The organism is Pseudooceanicola endophyticus, from assembly GCF_018760365.1.
GTDB classification, from domain to species: Bacteria; Pseudomonadota; Alphaproteobacteria; order Rhodobacterales; family Rhodobacteraceae; genus Pseudooceanicola; species Pseudooceanicola endophyticus.
This window is the reverse complement of the sequence record NZ_JAHIAB010000005.1, coordinates 287,718-303,026: the sequence shown is the minus strand read 5'-3', so window position 1 is coordinate 303,026 and position 15,309 is coordinate 287,718. Positions and strand designations below refer to the sequence as shown.

General features: G+C 67.6%; 15 protein-coding genes. 7 read left to right on the top strand and 8 right to left on the bottom strand.

Annotation, left to right across the window (positions count from 1 at the left end):
* Positions 1–41: 41 nt before the first annotated feature.
* On the top strand, positions 42–725 hold the full coding sequence (lexA, locus tag KM176_RS11425) for a transcriptional repressor LexA (protein WP_160896752.1): 684 nt from the start codon (positions 42–44) through the stop codon (positions 723–725).
* Positions 726–943: 218 nt separating this feature from the next.
* On the top strand, positions 944–2,152 hold the full coding sequence (locus KM176_RS11420) for an MFS transporter (protein WP_160896753.1): 1,209 nt from the start codon (positions 944–946) through the stop codon (positions 2,150–2,152).
* 15 nt (positions 2,153–2,167) lie between these two features.
* Here KM176_RS11420 and KM176_RS11415 read toward each other — a convergent pair whose 3' ends face one another.
* Positions 2,168–3,064 (bottom strand): LysR family transcriptional regulator, encoded by an 897-nt coding sequence (locus tag KM176_RS11415; RefSeq protein ID WP_160896754.1) that lies wholly within the window; start codon positions 3,062–3,064, stop codon positions 2,168–2,170.
* 130 nt (positions 3,065–3,194) lie between these two features.
* On the opposite strand from KM176_RS11415, the gene KM176_RS11410 reads away from it, so the two are divergent.
* Genes KM176_RS11410 through KM176_RS11400 form a run of 3 tightly spaced genes read left to right on the top strand, consistent with a single transcriptional unit; the run spans position 3,195 to position 4,322 of the window.
* Positions 3,195–3,521, top strand: coding sequence for a thioredoxin family protein (locus KM176_RS11410; protein WP_160896755.1), 327 nt, complete (start codon positions 3,195–3,197; stop codon positions 3,519–3,521).
* Positions 3,522–3,571: 50 nt separating this feature from the next.
* A complete protein-coding gene (gene grxC / locus KM176_RS11405; RefSeq protein ID WP_160896756.1) occupies positions 3,572–3,829 on the top strand; it encodes a glutaredoxin 3 in 258 nt (85 codons plus the stop codon).
* Positions 3,830–3,836: 7 nt separating this feature from the next.
* The gene (locus KM176_RS11400) at positions 3,837–4,322 is read left to right on the top strand and encodes a DUF2938 family protein (protein ID WP_202398071.1); all 486 of its coding nucleotides are present in this window, start codon (positions 3,837–3,839) and stop codon (positions 4,320–4,322) included.
* Here the strand turns inward: KM176_RS11400 and KM176_RS11395 are convergent.
* Positions 4,264–6,390 (bottom strand): ComEC/Rec2 family competence protein, encoded by a 2,127-nt coding sequence (locus tag KM176_RS11395; protein WP_160896757.1) that lies wholly within the window; start codon positions 6,388–6,390, stop codon positions 4,264–4,266. The two genes, KM176_RS11400 and KM176_RS11395, sit on opposite strands and share 59 nt — an antisense overlap.
* A gap of 78 nt (positions 6,391–6,468) precedes the next feature.
* On the opposite strand from KM176_RS11395, the gene gltX reads away from it, so the two are divergent.
* Together gltX and gltA are read left to right on the top strand one after the other, a co-directional pair.
* Positions 6,469–7,881, top strand: coding sequence for a glutamate--tRNA ligase (gene gltX, locus KM176_RS11390; RefSeq protein ID WP_160896758.1), 1,413 nt, complete (start codon positions 6,469–6,471; stop codon positions 7,879–7,881).
* A gap of 75 nt (positions 7,882–7,956) precedes the next feature.
* Positions 7,957–9,252: a citrate synthase gene (gltA, locus tag KM176_RS11385; RefSeq protein ID WP_160896759.1), complete on the top strand. Its 1,296-nt coding sequence runs from the start codon at positions 7,957–7,959 to the stop codon at positions 9,250–9,252.
* An 87-nt stretch (positions 9,253–9,339) separates the two neighbouring features.
* On the opposite strand, the gene KM176_RS11380 is transcribed toward gltA, so the two are convergent.
* From KM176_RS11380 to KM176_RS11355, 6 genes are all read right to left on the bottom strand, one after another.
* Positions 9,340–10,110 (bottom strand): enoyl-CoA hydratase-related protein, encoded by a 771-nt coding sequence (locus tag KM176_RS11380; protein ID WP_160896760.1) that lies wholly within the window; start codon positions 10,108–10,110, stop codon positions 9,340–9,342.
* Between the two features lie 61 nt (positions 10,111–10,171).
* Positions 10,172–10,639: a cytochrome c-type biogenesis protein gene (locus tag KM176_RS11375; protein WP_160896761.1), complete on the bottom strand. Its 468-nt coding sequence runs from the start codon at positions 10,637–10,639 to the stop codon at positions 10,172–10,174.
* 14 nt (positions 10,640–10,653) lie between these two features.
* The gene (locus KM176_RS11370; RefSeq protein WP_160896762.1) at positions 10,654–12,618 is read right to left on the bottom strand and encodes a heme lyase CcmF/NrfE family subunit; all 1,965 of its coding nucleotides are present in this window, start codon (positions 12,616–12,618) and stop codon (positions 10,654–10,656) included.
* A 248-nt stretch (positions 12,619–12,866) separates the two neighbouring features.
* Positions 12,867–13,316 (bottom strand): cytochrome c maturation protein CcmE, encoded by a 450-nt coding sequence (ccmE, locus tag KM176_RS11365; protein ID WP_160896763.1) that lies wholly within the window; start codon positions 13,314–13,316, stop codon positions 12,867–12,869.
* A 19-nt stretch (positions 13,317–13,335) separates the two neighbouring features.
* On the bottom strand, positions 13,336–14,367 hold the full coding sequence (argC, locus tag KM176_RS11360; protein ID WP_160896764.1) for an N-acetyl-gamma-glutamyl-phosphate reductase: 1,032 nt from the start codon (positions 14,365–14,367) through the stop codon (positions 13,336–13,338).
* Between the two features lie 112 nt (positions 14,368–14,479).
* Positions 14,480–15,292 (bottom strand): glutamate racemase, encoded by an 813-nt coding sequence (locus KM176_RS11355; RefSeq protein WP_160896765.1) that lies wholly within the window; start codon positions 15,290–15,292, stop codon positions 14,480–14,482.
* Positions 15,293–15,309: the final 17 nt, after the last annotated feature.

The following is a 15,309-nucleotide window of genomic DNA, read 5'->3' as shown; positions in this document are numbered from 1 at the left end:
CAGGTCTAGAACATCCTTCAAGAGAAAAGAAGGAGAGGCGGATGCTCACCAGGAAACAGCTCGACCTGCTGGAATTCATCCACGACAGGATGCAGCAGGACGGCGTGCCGCCTTCCTTCGACGAGATGAAGGAAGCGCTGGAGCTGCGCTCCAAGTCGGGCATTCACCGCCTGATCACCGCGCTGGAAGAGCGCGGCTTCATCCGGCGCATGGCGCACCGCGCCCGCGCCATCGAGATCGTCAAGCTGCCCGATGCGCTGAGCGCGAAGGCCGCCCAGAAGGCCGCGCCGCCCCCCGCCCCGGAACCGCCGCGCAGCGAGCCGATGCTGGACGAAAGCGTCGCGATGGAACTGCCGGTGATGGGGCGGATTGCCGCCGGCGTGCCGATTGCCGCGATCAGCGAAGTGTCGCGTCATCTGGCCGTGCCCGGCTCCATGCTGTCGCGCAACGGCACCCATTACGCGCTTGAGGTTTCCGGGGACTCGATGATCGAGGCCGGGATCAACGACGGCGACGTGGTGATCATCCGCGAGACCGGCAGCGTCAACGACGGCGACATCGTCGTGGCCCTGGTCGAGGATCAGGAAGCCACCCTGAAACGCCTCTACCGCCGCGCCGGCAAGGTCGAGCTGGTGGCCGCCAACCCCGCCTATGAGACCCGCGTCCTGCCCGCCGACAAGGTGCGCGTGCAGGGCCGCCTTGTCGGGCTGATCCGCAGCTACTGATCACCGCCCCGCTGCCCCGTCATGTTTCAAGGCCCGCCGCCCGGCTTCGGGACGGCGGGCCTTGTCGTTCCGGCCCTCTTTTCCGATCAAGGCGGGGCGTCGGGGGAAAGGCGCATGAAAACCGATCGCGCATTGGAATTTACTCCCCGGGCCGGGCGCCGGTATCGCTGGGCCTTCCCGCTCGCGCCGGCGAGCCTTCCAAGCTATCGGAGTTTCCCATGCCCATCGGAATCCGGGCCCTGACGTCGGCAGCGCTCGCCATCGGAATGGCCGAATTCGTCATTGTCGGCATCCTGCCGCAGATCGCGCAGGACATGCAGCTCAGCCTGGCCACCGCAGGTCTGACCGTCAGCATCTATGCGCTGGCCGTCGCCGTGGCCGCCCCGCTGCTGACCGCCCTCACCGGCCGGATCGGGCGCAAGCGGCTGATCCTTGGCCTGATGGCCCTGTTCATCGTCGCCAACACCCTGTCGGCCCTGGCCCCCGGCTTCGCAACGCTGCTGCTGGGCCGGATCCTGTCGGGTGCGGTGCAGGGCGTCTTCTATTCGGTCGCAACGGTGGTCGCGGCCGGGCTGGTCCCGAAGGCGCGCGCCGGACAGGCCATCGCCACCATGTTCACCGGGATCACGCTGGCGCTGATCTCGGGGGTGCCGCTGGGCACCTTCGTCGCCAATGCCTTCGGCTGGCGCGCCACCTTCCTGGCAGTGACCGGGATCGGCGGGCTGTCGATGCTGGCCCTGGCCCTGCTGCTGCCCCGCGAGATCGAGAAGCCCGCCGCCCTGCCCTTCGCCGAACAGATGGCGGTGGTGCTGAAGCCGCGCCTGGCCCTGCTCTTCGCCATTACGCTGGTGGGCTATGGCGGCTCTTTCGTGGCCTTCACCTATCTCTCGCCGATCCTGGCCCGCTTTACCGGGCTCAGCCCGAACGGCATCGGCACGCTGCTGTTCTTCTACGGCATTGCCGTGGCCATCGGGAACCTGCTTTGCGCCCGGGCCGCCGACCGCAGCGGCGCCATGCCGGTGCTGCTGGCGATCTACGCGGTGATGGCGCTGGCGCTGTTCCTGCTGATCCCGGCGGCGGGCAACCTTTGGACCGTCACGCCGCTGGTCATGATCTGGGGCATCGTCGCCTTCGGATCGGTTTCGATCCTGCAGCTTTACGCGGTGAACCAGGCCGGGCTGATCGCCCCGCGCGCCGTCAACGCGACGTCGAGCATGAACATCTCGGCCTTCAACCTGGGCATCGCCCTGGGCGCCGGTGGCGGCGGCTGGGTGGTCGATCACCTGGGGCTTGGCCTGACCGGGCCGGTGGCCGGTGTGGTGGTGCTGGCGGGCCTGGGCCTCGCGGCGCTCAGCGGGCTGCTTGACCGGCGTCACTGCGCCGCCCTGCGGGCCGGCAACGGTGGCTCCTGCCCGGAGCCCGGCTGAACCAAGGCGGGGCCGTCAGACGGCGGCCCCACCCCCGTCCCCGGCCAGCGCCCGCACGCTTTTCAGCAACCCGGAGGGATCCTCCCGCCGCCAGGCCAGCGCGATCGACAGCGTCGGCGCGGGATCTTCCAGATCGATGATCCGCATGTCGTCACTGGCGGCGCAATCGATGCCGCTGGTCACGAAACTGACGCCCATGCCCGCCTCGACCAGGCAGAGGCAGCTTTGCCGCTCGGTGCAGTCGCGCAACTTCGGGCGAAAGCCAGAGACGGCGCAGGTGCGGATGATCTCGTCGTGCACGCCGGGGTTCTGCGCCCGCTGCGGGATGATGAAGGTATCTCCGGCGAAGGCCGAAAGCGGCATCGCCGCATTTCCCAGCCGCCGCACAAGGGGATGCGATGTCGGCACCGCCAGGCGCATCCGCTCCGAGTGGATCTCGTGCAGGTCCAGCGCCGGATCGGAGACCGGCAGCAGCAGGAAGGCCGCGTCGATCTGCGCCGAAAGCAGCGCCTTCACCTGGGTGTCGCTGGGCATTTCGCGGATCGAAACCTCGATCTCGGGATGGGCCTCGCGGAAGCCGCGGATGACGCCCGGAAACACCGTCTGCATGGCCAGCGGCGTGACCCCGATGGCAAAGCGCCCGCTTTCCTCGGCGATGGCATGGCGCACCGCACGCTGCACCTGGTCGAGATGCCCCAGCAGCCCCTCGGCCTCGCGGCGCAGCACGACGCCCGCCGCCGTCAGCGCTACCCGGCGGGTGGTGCGTTCGAACAGCTTCACGCCCAGCTTGTGCTCCAGCTGGGCGATGGTCTTGGTCACCACCGGCTGGCTCATGTTCAGCAGCTCCGCCGCGCGGTTGAAATTCAGCGTCTCCGCCACCCGGACGAAGCAGCGCAGCTCCCGCAGTTCCATCGCCGCCTCCATTGATCGCAATTTGGAATATAAACCAATATCCAATACGAAATCAAACATGGCCTCAATTCGCATATATGCCGGGCAGACTGGGACGGCAAGCAATGTCCCCGAAGCAAAGGAGGCCCGCGTGGCTCAGGATATCACCGCCCTCGACGGCAACACGTTCACCGATTTCCTCAACGGCCCGGAGCGGGTCAAGGTCGTGCGGTTCTGGGCCACCTGGTGCCGCCCCTGCATCGCGCTGGAGCCGATCTTCCAGGAAGTCGCCGACGAGCTGGGCGCGCAAACCGGCTTTGGCGCGGTCGATATCGACCTGGCCCCCGAGATCGCCGGCGCCTTCGGCATCCGCTCGGTGCCGACGGTCGTGGTGCTGCGCGACGGCATGCCGGTCGACATGATCGTCGGGCTGAACCCGAAATCGCAATACACCAGCGCGATCGGCGCCGCTGCCTGATCCCGCCCCCGGAGGCGCCGCCCGGTGCCTTCCCAAGAAGGAGACCGCCCATGCAACAGATCGAGATCTATACCACGCCGTTCTGCGGCTTCTGCAGCCGCGCCAAGCAGTTGCTGAACGCCAAGAACCTGCCCTTCCGGGAGATCGACGTATCGCGGGACCGCGGGCTGCGCTCCGCCATGACCAGGCGCGCCGGCGGCAGCCATACCGTGCCGCAGATCTTCGTCGGCGGGCAGCATGTCGGCGGCTGTTCAGAGCTGCTGACGCTGGAACGTCAGGGGCGCCTCGACGCCCTGCTGGCCCTGTGACAGTCCGATGATCCCCGAAATCCTTCGTTTCATCCTGATCGTCGGCATCGGCGCGACGGTGGCCCTGGACCTGTGGGCGGTGGTGATGGCGCGGATCGGCTGGATGCCGGGCACCCACTGGCCGGCGGTCGGACGCTGGCTGCTGGGCCTGCGCGCCGGCCGGCTGGTGCTGGAGGGCACCGACAGCCGCCCCTACAGCCTGGCCGAGGCCGTGCTGGGCTGGCTGTTCCACTACCTGATCGGGCTGGGCTACGCGGCGGCCTTCCCGCTGATCTGGGGCACCGGCTTCCTGTCGGCCCCCACGGTCTTTCCGGTCGTGCTGATCGGCATCGTCGTCAGCTCTCTGGCCGGGCTGATGATCCTGATGCCGGCCATGGGCGGCGGCCTGTTCGCCCGCAGGCTACCCGGGGCCGGCGGGGTGATCCTCTACGTGCTCATCGCCCATGCGGTCTTTGCCCTGGCCCAGTACCTGCTGGCGCTGCTGCTGGCCTGAAGACGCCTGCGCCGCGGCCCGGGCCCGGCGCCGGGTACGGCCAGCCCAGCCGATCCTGAAGCGGCGGCAGACCCGGCGTGTTCCACAGCCGCTGCCCGGCCACCTGCCGGGCGGTGACCATCCGCCCCTCGGCTGGCCAGAGCGCCACCGCGCCCAGCTGCCGCAGCCCGGACGGATCCAGAACCCGGCAGCCGGTGGCCCCCGGCGCTTCTGCCGCCGGCACGTTCAGCACCAGCCATTCGCCGTCCCGACATGGCCCCTCGGCAGCCGCCGCGCGCTTGCCGGTGGCATGGCGCACCTGCGGCGCCCCGGGCCAGCGCAGCGCCGCCGCCTCCTGAAGCGCGGGGTCTGCGTCGTTCTCAAGCCAGATGGCGGCGACGAAGCTTTCCGCCCGCGCCCGGCTCAGCGCCCGGCCCTCGGGGGTCAGGATCCCCACCAGCCCGCCGCTTTCGGCGATCAGCACCGGAGGGCGCTCGGCCTGGGCCCAGAGCAGGAAGGCCGCCGCCATCGGGCCCAGCCCCAGCCAACGCCCCCGCCCGCGCCACAGGATCACCGTCAGCATCCCGATCGCGAAGAGCGGCAGCACCATGCCCGGCGGCGCCATCACCATGCCGCGCGCACCGGGCCAGGCCGCCACCCGATGTGCCACCCAGAGGATCCAGTTCAGCCCCAGCCCCATGACCCAGAGCGGCAGCGCCTGAAGCCCCAGCGGCATCAGCAGCACCGCCACCAGCGCCGCCGGGATCACCACCGTCCCCATCACCGGCACCGAGACCAGGTTGGCGACCAGCCCGTAATGGGCGATCTGGTTGAACTGCGCCGCCGCCACCGGCGCCGTGGCCAGCCCCGCCACCGCCGAGGACAGCACCAGCGTCAGCGCCCGCCCGCCCCAGCCGCGCGCCTGCCAGCTGATCTCGCGCAGCGCCGCGAAGACCGCCACCAGCGCCAGGGTCGCGGCAAAGGACATCTGGAACCCGGGCGACAGCAGCGCCTCGGGGCGCAGCGCCAGCACCACCAGCCCGGCCAGCGCCACCGCGCGCAGAGAGATCGCCCGCCGCAGCGCCATCGCCCCGATCAGCGCCATGGCGACCATGACATAGGCACGCTCGGTCGCGATGGAGCCCCCCGACAGCAGCAGATAGCCGGTCGCCGCCAGCAGGGCCGCAGCGGCGGCGATGGATTTGACCGGGGCATAAAGGGCGATGCGGCGCGACAGCACCAGCCCCCGCCGGGTCGCCATGAAGACGAAGCCCGCCAGCAGCCCCATGTGCAGCCCCGAGATCGCCAGCAGATGCGCCAGGTTCGACACCCGCAAGGCCTGCAGGGTCTCCTGCCCCATGCCGGAACGGTCTCCGGCGGTGACGGCGGCGGCGAAGGCACCGGCCTCTCCGGGCAGGCCGTCGCGAAAGCGCTGCGCCAGGGCCATGCGCAGGCGGAACAGGTGCAACGCCGCCGGGTCGGGCGGCGCCAGCGCCATCAGCGGCACCGAGGTATAGCCGACCGCCCCCAGCCGCAGGAACCAGGCGTGGCGCTGGAAATCGAAGCCCCCCGGTTCCGCCGGCCCCGAGGGCGCCGAAAGATGCCCGGTGGTCATCACCCAACCGCCGGGCAGCGGCTCTGTCCCCTCCGGTCCATGCAGGGAGATGCGCACCCTTGCCGGGGTTTCCTGCGGCGCCAGCCGGTCCAGGCGCACGTGATCCAGCGTCAGCCGCACCGCATCCGAAGCCGAGCGGTCCATGGCAACGATGCGCCCCTCGATCGGGCCGTAATAGCGGAAGGGCAGCACCGGCGCGGCGACCTGGCTGGCCCTGAGCCCGGCCCAGACCAGCCCCGCCAGCAGCAGCGCCAGCCCCAGCACCAGCGGCCGCCACAGGTAGCCCACCCGCCACGACAGCAGCGCCAGCGCAGCCGCCAGCCCCGCCAAGCCCGCCACCAGGCCCGGCCCCGGCTCCTGTCCCAGGCCGAAGTACAGGCCGATCCCGGTTCCGAAGGCCACCGGCACCCAGCAGAACAACCCGCCCCTCTGGGCCAGCAGCACCCCGGCCAGCACCGCAGGTCTCTGCTGCACTTGTCCCCCCTCCGCACTGCCGATATTCAAGGCCAAACGCTACTCGGCGCTTGGTTAAGCAAAAGTTAGGATCTTCCCGTGACTGAACAGGTCGTCACCCGTTTCGCCCCCTCGCCCACCGGCTTCCTGCATATCGGCGGCGCGCGTACCGCCCTGTTCAACTGGCTCTATGCCCGGGGCCGCGGCGGCAAGTTCCTGCTGCGCATCGAGGATACCGACCGCGCACGTTCGACCCCCGAGGCAACGCAGGCCATCATCGACGGTCTGAAATGGCTGGGCCTCGACCATGACGGCGAAATCGTCAGCCAGTTCGACCGTGCCGACCGTCACCGCGAAGTGGCGCTTGAGATGATGGCCCGCGACATGGCCTACAAGTGCTTCTTGACCCAGGAGGAAATCGAGGCCTTCCGCGAAAAGGCTCGGGAAGAGAAACGCTCGACCCTGTTCCGCTCGCCCTGGCGCGATGCCGATCCGGCGACCTACCCGGACGCGCCCTACGTGATCCGCCTGAAGACCCCCGAAGAGGGCGTCACGGTGATCCGCGACGAGGTCCAGGGCGAGGTGACGATCCGCAACGACCAGCTGGACGACATGGTGCTGCTGCGCTCGGACGGCACGCCGGTCTACATGCTGGCGGTGGTCGTCGATGACCACGACATGGGCGTGAACACGGTGATCCGGGGGGACGACCACCTCAACAATGCAGCGCGCCAGATGGGCATTTACACCGCGATGGGCTGGGACCTGCCGACCTATGCCCATATTCCCCTGATCCATGGCCCCGACGGCAAGAAGCTCTCGAAGCGCCACGGGGCGCTTGGTGTCGAGGAATACCGCGACATGGGCTATCCGGCGGCGGGGATGCGCAACTACCTTGCGCGGCTCGGCTGGAGCCATGGCGACGACGAGTTCTTCACCGACACCCAGGCGCAATCCTGGTTCGGTTTCGACGGCATGGGCAAATCGCCCGCGCGTTTCGATTTCAAGAAACTCGCCAATATCTGCGGTCAGCACATTGCCGCAACAGAAGATGCTGCACTGCTGCACGAACTGCAGGCGTTCCTGGCTGCGACCCATCAGCCGACCCTGTCGGATGCAAAAAATTCTCTGCTTCTGGCGGCCATGCCCTTCCTCAAGGAGCGCGCGAAGACCTTCCCGGAACTCATTGAAAAAGCGCATTTCTGCCTGGCTGATCGCCCCCTCGAGATCGAAGAGAAAGCAGCCAAGTCCCTCGACAGTGTATCCCTTGGTATACTGGGTGAATTGACGCCGCATTTGCAAAGTGCTAGCTGGGGCCGAGAAGAGTTGGAGGGTGTTCTGAATGCTTTCGCCACGGCGCGAGACATCAAGTTCGGTCAGCTGGCCGCACCTCTCCGCGCCGCGTTGGCCGGACGCAGCGCCACTCCGAGTGTCATCGACATGATGCTGGTTCTCGGTCGCGAGGAGACGATCCTTCGCCTCGGGGACACGACAGGGACCGGAGCGGCTTAACTCCTCGTTGAGACGCCCGAAATAATCAGGGCACCGGTGCCGCCGGTGCGGGAAAAGAGGAAGGGAAATCCACGAATGTCTGAAACGAACAAGACTGCGAAGATCACGCTCGGAGAACAGAGCTACGAGTTCCCGGTTCTGTCCCCCTCCGTGGGTCCGGACGTGATCGACATCCGCAAGCTCTATGCCACCACCGGCATGTTCACCTACGACCCGAGCTTCACCTCGACCGCCTCCTGCGACAGCGCCATCACCTATATCGACGGCGAGGAAGGCGTGCTGCTGCACCGCGGCTACCCGATCGACCAGCTGGCCTCGAAATCCCACTACCTCGAGGTCTGCTACCTGCTGCTCTACGGTGCCCTGCCCAACGCGGCGCAACTGGAAGACTTCGAAAGCCGTGTGACCAACCACACCATGGTCCACGAACAGATGCACCGCTTCTTCACCGGCTACCGCCGTGATGCCCACCCGATGGCGATCATGGTCGGCACCGTGGGTGCGATGTCCGCCTTCTACCACGACAGCACCGACATCTCGGATCCCTGGCAGCGCGAGGTCGCCTCGATCCGCCTGATCGCCAAGATGCCGACGATCGCTGCCATGGCCTACAAGTACACCGTCGGCCAGCCCTTCGTGTACCCGCGCAACGATCTGGACTATGCGTCGAACTTCCTGCGCATGTGCTTCGCCGTTCCCGCCGAGGAATACCAGGTGAACCCGATCCTGGCCCGCGCCATGGACCGGATCTTCACCCTGCATGCGGATCACGAGCAGAACGCCTCGACCTCGACCGTGCGCCTGGCCTCCTCCTCGGGGGCGAACCCCTTCGCCTGCATCGCGGCCGGCATCGCCTGCCTCTGGGGCCCGGCCCACGGCGGCGCCAACCAGGCCTGCCTGGAGATGCTGCGCGAAATCGGCACCGTGGATCGCATCCCCGAGTTCATTGCCCGCGCCAAGGACAAGAACGATCCGTTCCGCCTGATGGGCTTCGGCCACCGCGTCTACAAGAACTTCGACCCGCGCGCCAAGGTGATGGCCGAGTCCGCGAAAGAGGTTCTGGAACTGCTGGGCGTGGAAAACAACCCCACCCTGCAGGTCGCCCAGGAACTTGAGAAGCAGGCCCTGGCGGACCCCTACTTCGCAGAGAAGAAGCTGTTCCCGAACGTCGACTTCTACTCGGGCATCATCCTCGAGGCGATGGGCTTCCCGACCTCGATGTTCACGCCGATCTTCGCGCTCTCGCGCACCATCGGCTGGATCTCGCAGTGGAAGGAAATGATCGAAGAGCCCGGCATGCGCATCGGCCGCCCCCGTCAGCTCTACATCGGCGAAACCTTCCGCGACTATACCAACGTCGAAGATCGCTGAGACGGAAATCCACCGGTTCACCGGTGGTTTGACCGGAAAGGGCGGCGCTCGATGCGCCGCCCTTTTCGCATCCCCGGACCCGCCCCCTCAGCGCCCCTCAAAGCACGCCGGGCGTTTCTCCAGGAAGGCCTGCACCCCCTCGCGGAAATCCCGCGTGTCGCCGCAGATCCCCTGCGCCCGCGCCTCCGCCACCATCTGCGCCTCCAGATCGCCGGAGCCACGCATCAGCTGCCGGATCTGCCGGTAGGCCTCGGTCGGGCCGGCGGCCAGCTGCGCGGCCCGCGCCTGCCAGAGCGCCTCGAAATCCGCATCCGGCGCCACCTCCCAGATCAACCCCCAGTCCAGCGCCTGCCGCGCCGGGATCTTCTCGGCGAAAAGCGCCGCGCCCAGGGCCCGCGCCTGGCCCGCCAGGCGCGGCAACAGCCAGCTTGCCCCGGCATCGGGCACAAGGCCAATCCGGGCAAAGGCGCAGGACAGGTAAGCGCTCTCGGCGGCAATCACCACGTCGGCGGCCAGCGCCAGGCTCGCCCCGGCCCCCACGGCGGCACCGTTCAACGCCGTGATCACCGGACGCGGCGTGTCGCGCAGCGCCCGGATCATCGGCAGGTATTCCGCCTCCAGCACCCGCGTCAGCTCCGGCCCCGCCAGCCCCGTCCCGTCGCCCAGGTCCTGCCCGGAACAGAAGGCCCGGCCCTGCCCGGTCAGCACCAGCACCCGCGCGTCCTCCGGCAGGCCCGTCACCGCCTCGGCGATCTCCGCCCGCATCCGCGCGTTCAGCGCATTCATGACAGAGGGGCGGCCCAGCGTCAGCCGGGCCACCCCCTTGTCGATTTCCAGATCAATGGTCTCGTGGGACATCCGCCGCCTCCTGCCGCCTGTCCTCAGCAGACAGGCCGCAGGTCGGACGGTCAAGCGGGGCTCAGCCCTTCAGGATGTCGTCCAGCCGCGCGCTTTCCTCGGCGCTGAGCGGCTGCGCTTCTTCGGGCGTGCGGGCGCGGCGGCGGATGAACACCGCCCCGATCCCGAGGCCCGCCAGCAGCATCACCGGGCCCGCGCCCCAAAGCAGCCAGTTCGCGCCCTTCATCGGCGGCTTCAGCAGCACGTATTCGCCATAGCGATCGACGATGTAGTTCACCACCTGCTGGTTGGTGTCGCCCGCCTTCAGCCGGTCACGCACCAGCACCCGCAGGTCATGGGCCAGGTCGGCATTGGAATCGTCGATGTTCTCGTTGCGGCAGACCAGGCAGCGCAGGCCGGCGCTGATGTCGCGCGCCCGCGCCTCAAGATTCGGGTCCGACAGCATCTCTCCGGGCTGGACGGCGAAGGCCGGCGGCACCAGCAGCACCAGCAGCAGGGCGGCCAGCTGGCCGCCCAGAAGAATCTTCATCTTGCTCTGCTGTCTCATTCCGCGGGCACCCCCGCCGCCGTCCGGGCCTTGGCCGCGCCGGCCGCGACGCGGAAGCGCCGGTCCGAGAGGCTGAGGAAGCCGCCGAAGGCCATCAGCACCGCACCGCCCCAGATCCAGTTCGCCAAGGGCTTGACGTAGCTGCGCATTGCCCATCCGCCGTTCGGCTGGGCATCGCCCACCACCACGTAGATGTCACGCAGGAAGCCGTTGTGGATCGCCGCCTCGGTCGTGGTCTGGCCGGCAATCGGGAAGTAGCGCTTCTCTGGATAGACATGGGCCACTTCATGGCCATTGCGCATCACGCTGACCTCGGCCCGGGTCGCGGCATAGTTCGGCCCCGGCACCTGGGTCACGTCCTGCAGCGTGATGTCGTAACCCGACAGATGCACCGTGTCGCCTTCCTTGACGACGCGGATATCCTCGCTCTGCCAGGCCATCATGCCGCTGATGCCCATGATGCAGACGCCAAGGCCCGCATGGGCCAGCACCCGGCCCCAGTCGGCGCGCGGCAGCCGGAACAGCCGCCCCAGCCCCGACTTGCCGGTGCGTGCGTAAAGGTCGGTGAAGGATCCCACCACCAGCCAGGTGCCCAGCATCAGCCCGATGGGACCAAGCGCCGAGCGCCCGTTGCTCATCGCCCAGGCCAGCGCGCCCACGGCCACGGCCAGCACCGCCGCCGGGATCAGCATCTTCAGCACCCGACCGGTCTTGGCCCGTTTCCACGGCAGCATTGCGCCCACCGGCAGCACCACCCCGAGCGCCACCATGAAGGGCGTGAAGGCCATGTCGAAGAACGGCGCCCCGACGGAGAGCTTCTTGCCGAAGGCCATCTCCGCGATCAGCGGCCAGATCGTGCCCATGAAGACCACGAAGGCCGAGACCCCCAGCAGGATGTTGTTGAAGATCAGCATGGACTCGCGGCTCACCGTGCCGAACACCCCCTTGGAGGCCAGCGCCTCGCCGCGTGCGGCAAACAGCGTCAACGCCCCGCCCATGAAGAGCGCGATCAGGATCAGCAGCGCAACGCCCCGCGTCGGGTCACTGGCAAAGGCATGAACCGAGGTGATGACGCCGGAACGGGTGATGAAGGCGCCCACCAGCGAGAAACCGAAGGCCAGGATGGCCAGCAGCACGGTCCAGCTTTTCAGGCTTTCGCGCTTTTCCACCACGATGGCGGAATGCAGCAGCGCCGCGGCCACCAGCCAGGGCATGAAGGAGGCGTTCTCGACCGGGTCCCAGAACCAGAAGCCGCCCCAGCCCAGCTCGTAATAGGCCCACATGGAGCCCATGGCGATGCCGACGGTCAGGAACATCCAGGCGGCCAGCGTCCAGGGGCGCACCCAGCGGCCCCAGGCGGCATCGACCCGGCCCTCGATCAGCGCGGCAACCGCGAAGGAGAAGCTCATCGAGAGGCCGACATATCCGGTGTAGAGGAAGGGCGGGTGGATCGCCAGCCCGGGGTCCTGCAGCAGCGGGTTCAGGTCCTGCCCGTTGAAGGGCGGAACGGCCAGCCGCAGGAAGGGGTTCGAGGTGAAGATCTCGAAGACCAGGAAGGCAAAGCCGATGCCCCCCTGCACGGCAAGGACCCGCGCCCGGAAGGTCGTGGGAAGGTTGCCACCAAATAGCGCCGCCGCCGCCCCGAAAAGTGCCAGGATCAGGATCCAAAGCAACATGGAGCCCTCGTGGTTCCCCCAGATCCCGGTCAGCTTGTAAAGCATCGGCTGATCGATGTTGGAATTCGCCCAGACCAGCTGGAGCGAAAAATCTGAGGTGACGAAGGCCCGCACCAGAACGGCGAAGGAAAAGCCCACCAGCAGGAGCTGGATCAGGGCTGCGGGCTCGGCCACGGCCATCCAGCCCTGCCAGCGCTTCGCGGCACCGACAAGCGGGACGCTGCACTGGACCAGAGCCACGACCATGGCGAGGATGAGGGAGAAATGACCGAGTTCGTTTAGCATGGCCGGGTTATACGGCGCCAATTCGCCGGTCGCCAATTCAATTCGCCGATACCCTCGCGCGGAAACGTCGCGGCAGACCCGCCTTTTCCACTTTGAACCCTTTGCCCCGGATCCGGCCCTTGGGTCAGCGCGCAGGCCCTTGATTTCATCTTTCCCCAAATATGCGCGCGGAACGCGAAACGGCCGCCGTCCCTTCCGGGGCGGCGGCCGTTTTCCGGGACCCGAGGGCTTCCCCCCGAGTCGCGCGTTCAGCTCTTCTTGTCGGCGCCCTCGTAGACGCCCTGTTCCTTCAGCGCGTCCTTCAGTTCCTTGGGCATGTAGTTCTCGTCGTGCTTGGCCAGGATCTCGGTCGCGTGGAAGACGCCGTTGACGTATTTTCCGGTGCCGATCATGCCCTGTTTCTCGGCGAAGAGATCGGGCAGGATGCCGGTATAGACCACCGGGATGGTCGCACCGCCATCGGTCACCTTGAAATGCACCGTCTCGCCCTGCTCGCGGTCCAGCGTCCCCTCCTCGACCAGCCCGCCCAGGCGGAAGGTCTCGTTCGGCGAAGGGTTCTCGGCCAGCACCTGGCTGGGCGAGCGGAAGTAGTTGATCCCGCCGCGCAGCGAATAGCCGATCAGGCCGGTCGCGATCGCCAGGGCCGCAAAGGCCACGACGATCAGCTGGATACGGCGTTTCTTCTTCAGACCCTTCATCGGACCTCCTTGGGCGCGCTTACGGGAACAGCGGCGCCAGCATCAGGCCGTCGGTTTCCGGCAGGCCAAGCATCAGGTTAGCGTTCTGGATCGCCTGCCCCGACGAGCCCTTGCACAGGTTGTCGAGCGCGGTGACCACGATGGCGCGGCCCGCGATACGCTCGCCGGTCACGCCGATATGCACGAAGTTGGAGCCTCGCACATGATGCGTCGAGGGGGTCTCGCCGAAGGGCAGGACCTCGATGAAGGGCTCCTCGGCATAGGCGGCGACCAGCGCCGCATGAATGGCCTCGGCCTCACCGCTGACATAGGCGGTGCACAGGATCCCGCGGTTGGCGGGCAGCAGATGCGGGGTGAACTGCACCTGCACCGGACGCCCTGCCAGCTTCGAGAACTCCTGGTCGAACTCGCCCAGGTGACGGTGCTTGCCGCCGACGGAATAGGCGTTGTAGCCCTCCGACAGCTCGGCATGCAGCAGGTTCTCCTTGAGCGACCGCCCGGCCCCCGACACGGCGCATTTCATGTCGAGGATGATGTCATCCAGACCGATCACGCCGGCTTCGATCAGCGGGCGGATGGTGAACTGGCCGGTCGCCGCATTGCAGCCCGTGCCCGCCACCAGCCGCGCGCCGGCGATCTCATCGCGGTAGAATTCGGTCAGGCCGTAAACGGCCTCTTTCTGCATCTCGACCGCGGCATGGGCATTGCCGTACCACTTGGTGTATTCCTCGGGGTCGCGCAGCCGGAAGTCCGCCGAAAGATCGACGATCTTCAGCGTCTTCGGCAGGTCGCGGATGACCTCCTGGCTGGTCTTGTGCGGCAGGGCGCAGAACGCCAGGTCGATCTTGTCGAAGTCGATCTGGTCCACCGTCACCAGGTCCGGCAGGCCGAGGTGGCGCAGGTGCGGATAGACCTGTGCCATCGACTGCCCGGCCTTGGAATTGGCGGCCAGCGCCGCGATTTCCATGTTCGGATGGGTGGCGATGAGGCGGATGAGCTCGGCCCCGGTGTAGCCCGAAGCGCCGATGATCGCGATCTGTTTCTTGGTCATGTCTGCGGTCTCTGCCCTGTTCAGCGGCCCCGGAGAGAGAGGTCCGCGTTTGTCTTACGATATCGCCGCGACTGCAACGCGACGGTCATCAAATGCGCGCGACGGGGATGCCTCAGGCGGCGTGAAAGTCAATGCGACGTTTCAGCGCCTGGGTGGCATGGGTGGACACCCGCGCCGGATCGCCGGTGGTCAGGAACATCGACACCTCGCCCGGGCCGCGCTTGTCCGGATGGCGGTTGAGGTAATCTTCCAGCGAGGCCGCCACAAGGTTGGCCTGGGAATAGACCTGCACCTCGGGGCCGAGCGCCTCCCGGAAGGTGGGTTCCATCAGCGGGTAATGGGTGCAGCCCAGGATCGCGGCCTGGGGATGGGGCATCTTGCGCTTCAGCGCCTCCACATGGGAGCGCACCAGCGCCTCGGCCAGGATCATGTCGCCGTCCTCGATCGCATCGACCAGCCCGCCGCAGGCCTGGGCCTCGACATCCACGCCGATGGCGCGGAAGGCCAGTTCGCGCTGGAAGGCGCGGGAGGCGACGGTGGCGGGGGTGGCAAACAGCGCGACATGCTTCACGGCCACTTCGCGCGGCGGGGAATTGTCGCCCCACTGGCGTTCGGTCAGCGACTCGATCAGCGGCACGAAGACGCCCAGCACCCGCTTGTCCGGGGTCAGCCAGCTTTCCTGCATCCGCCGCAGCGCTGCCGCCGACGCGGTATTGCAGGCCAGGATCACCAGATCGCAGCCGGCATCGAACAGCCGCTGCACGCCGGTCTTCGTCAGGTCGTAGATGTCATCGGCGGTGCGCACACCATAGGGCGCATGGCAGTTGTCGCCGTAATAGACGAAGGGCACCTGCGGCAGCCGCTTCGCGCAGGCGTCCAGCACCGTCAGCCCGCCCAGTCCCGAATCGAAAATACCAACCGCCATATCCGTGCGCCCCGGTT

Bases quoted from the DNA above. Each gene is read 5' to 3' on its own strand.
- lexA (WP_160896752.1), top strand. From the start codon at position 42: ATGCTCACCAGGAAACAGCTCGACCTGCTGGAATTCATCCACGACAGG.
- KM176_RS11420 (WP_160896753.1), top strand. From the start codon at position 944: ATGCCCATCGGAATCCGGGCCCTGACGTCGGCAGCGCTCGCCATCGGA.
- KM176_RS11415 (WP_160896754.1), bottom strand. From the start codon at position 3,064: ATGGAACTGCGGGAGCTGCGCTGCTTCGTCCGGGTGGCGGAGACGCTG.
- grxC (WP_160896756.1), top strand. From the start codon at position 3,572: ATGCAACAGATCGAGATCTATACCACGCCGTTCTGCGGCTTCTGCAGC.
- KM176_RS11400 (WP_202398071.1), top strand. From the start codon at position 3,837: ATGATCCCCGAAATCCTTCGTTTCATCCTGATCGTCGGCATCGGCGCG.
- gltA (WP_160896759.1), top strand. From the start codon at position 7,957: ATGTCTGAAACGAACAAGACTGCGAAGATCACGCTCGGAGAACAGAGC.
- KM176_RS11380 (WP_160896760.1), bottom strand. From the start codon at position 10,110: ATGTCCCACGAGACCATTGATCTGGAAATCGACAAGGGGGTGGCCCGG.
- KM176_RS11375 (WP_160896761.1), bottom strand. From the start codon at position 10,639: ATGAAGATTCTTCTGGGCGGCCAGCTGGCCGCCCTGCTGCTGGTGCTG.
- KM176_RS11370 (WP_160896762.1), bottom strand. From the start codon at position 12,618: ATGCTAAACGAACTCGGTCATTTCTCCCTCATCCTCGCCATGGTCGTG.
- ccmE (WP_160896763.1), bottom strand. From the start codon at position 13,316: ATGAAGGGTCTGAAGAAGAAACGCCGTATCCAGCTGATCGTCGTGGCC.
- argC (WP_160896764.1), bottom strand. From the start codon at position 14,367: ATGACCAAGAAACAGATCGCGATCATCGGCGCTTCGGGCTACACCGGG.
- KM176_RS11355 (WP_160896765.1), bottom strand. From the start codon at position 15,292: ATGGCGGTTGGTATTTTCGATTCGGGACTGGGCGGGCTGACGGTGCTG.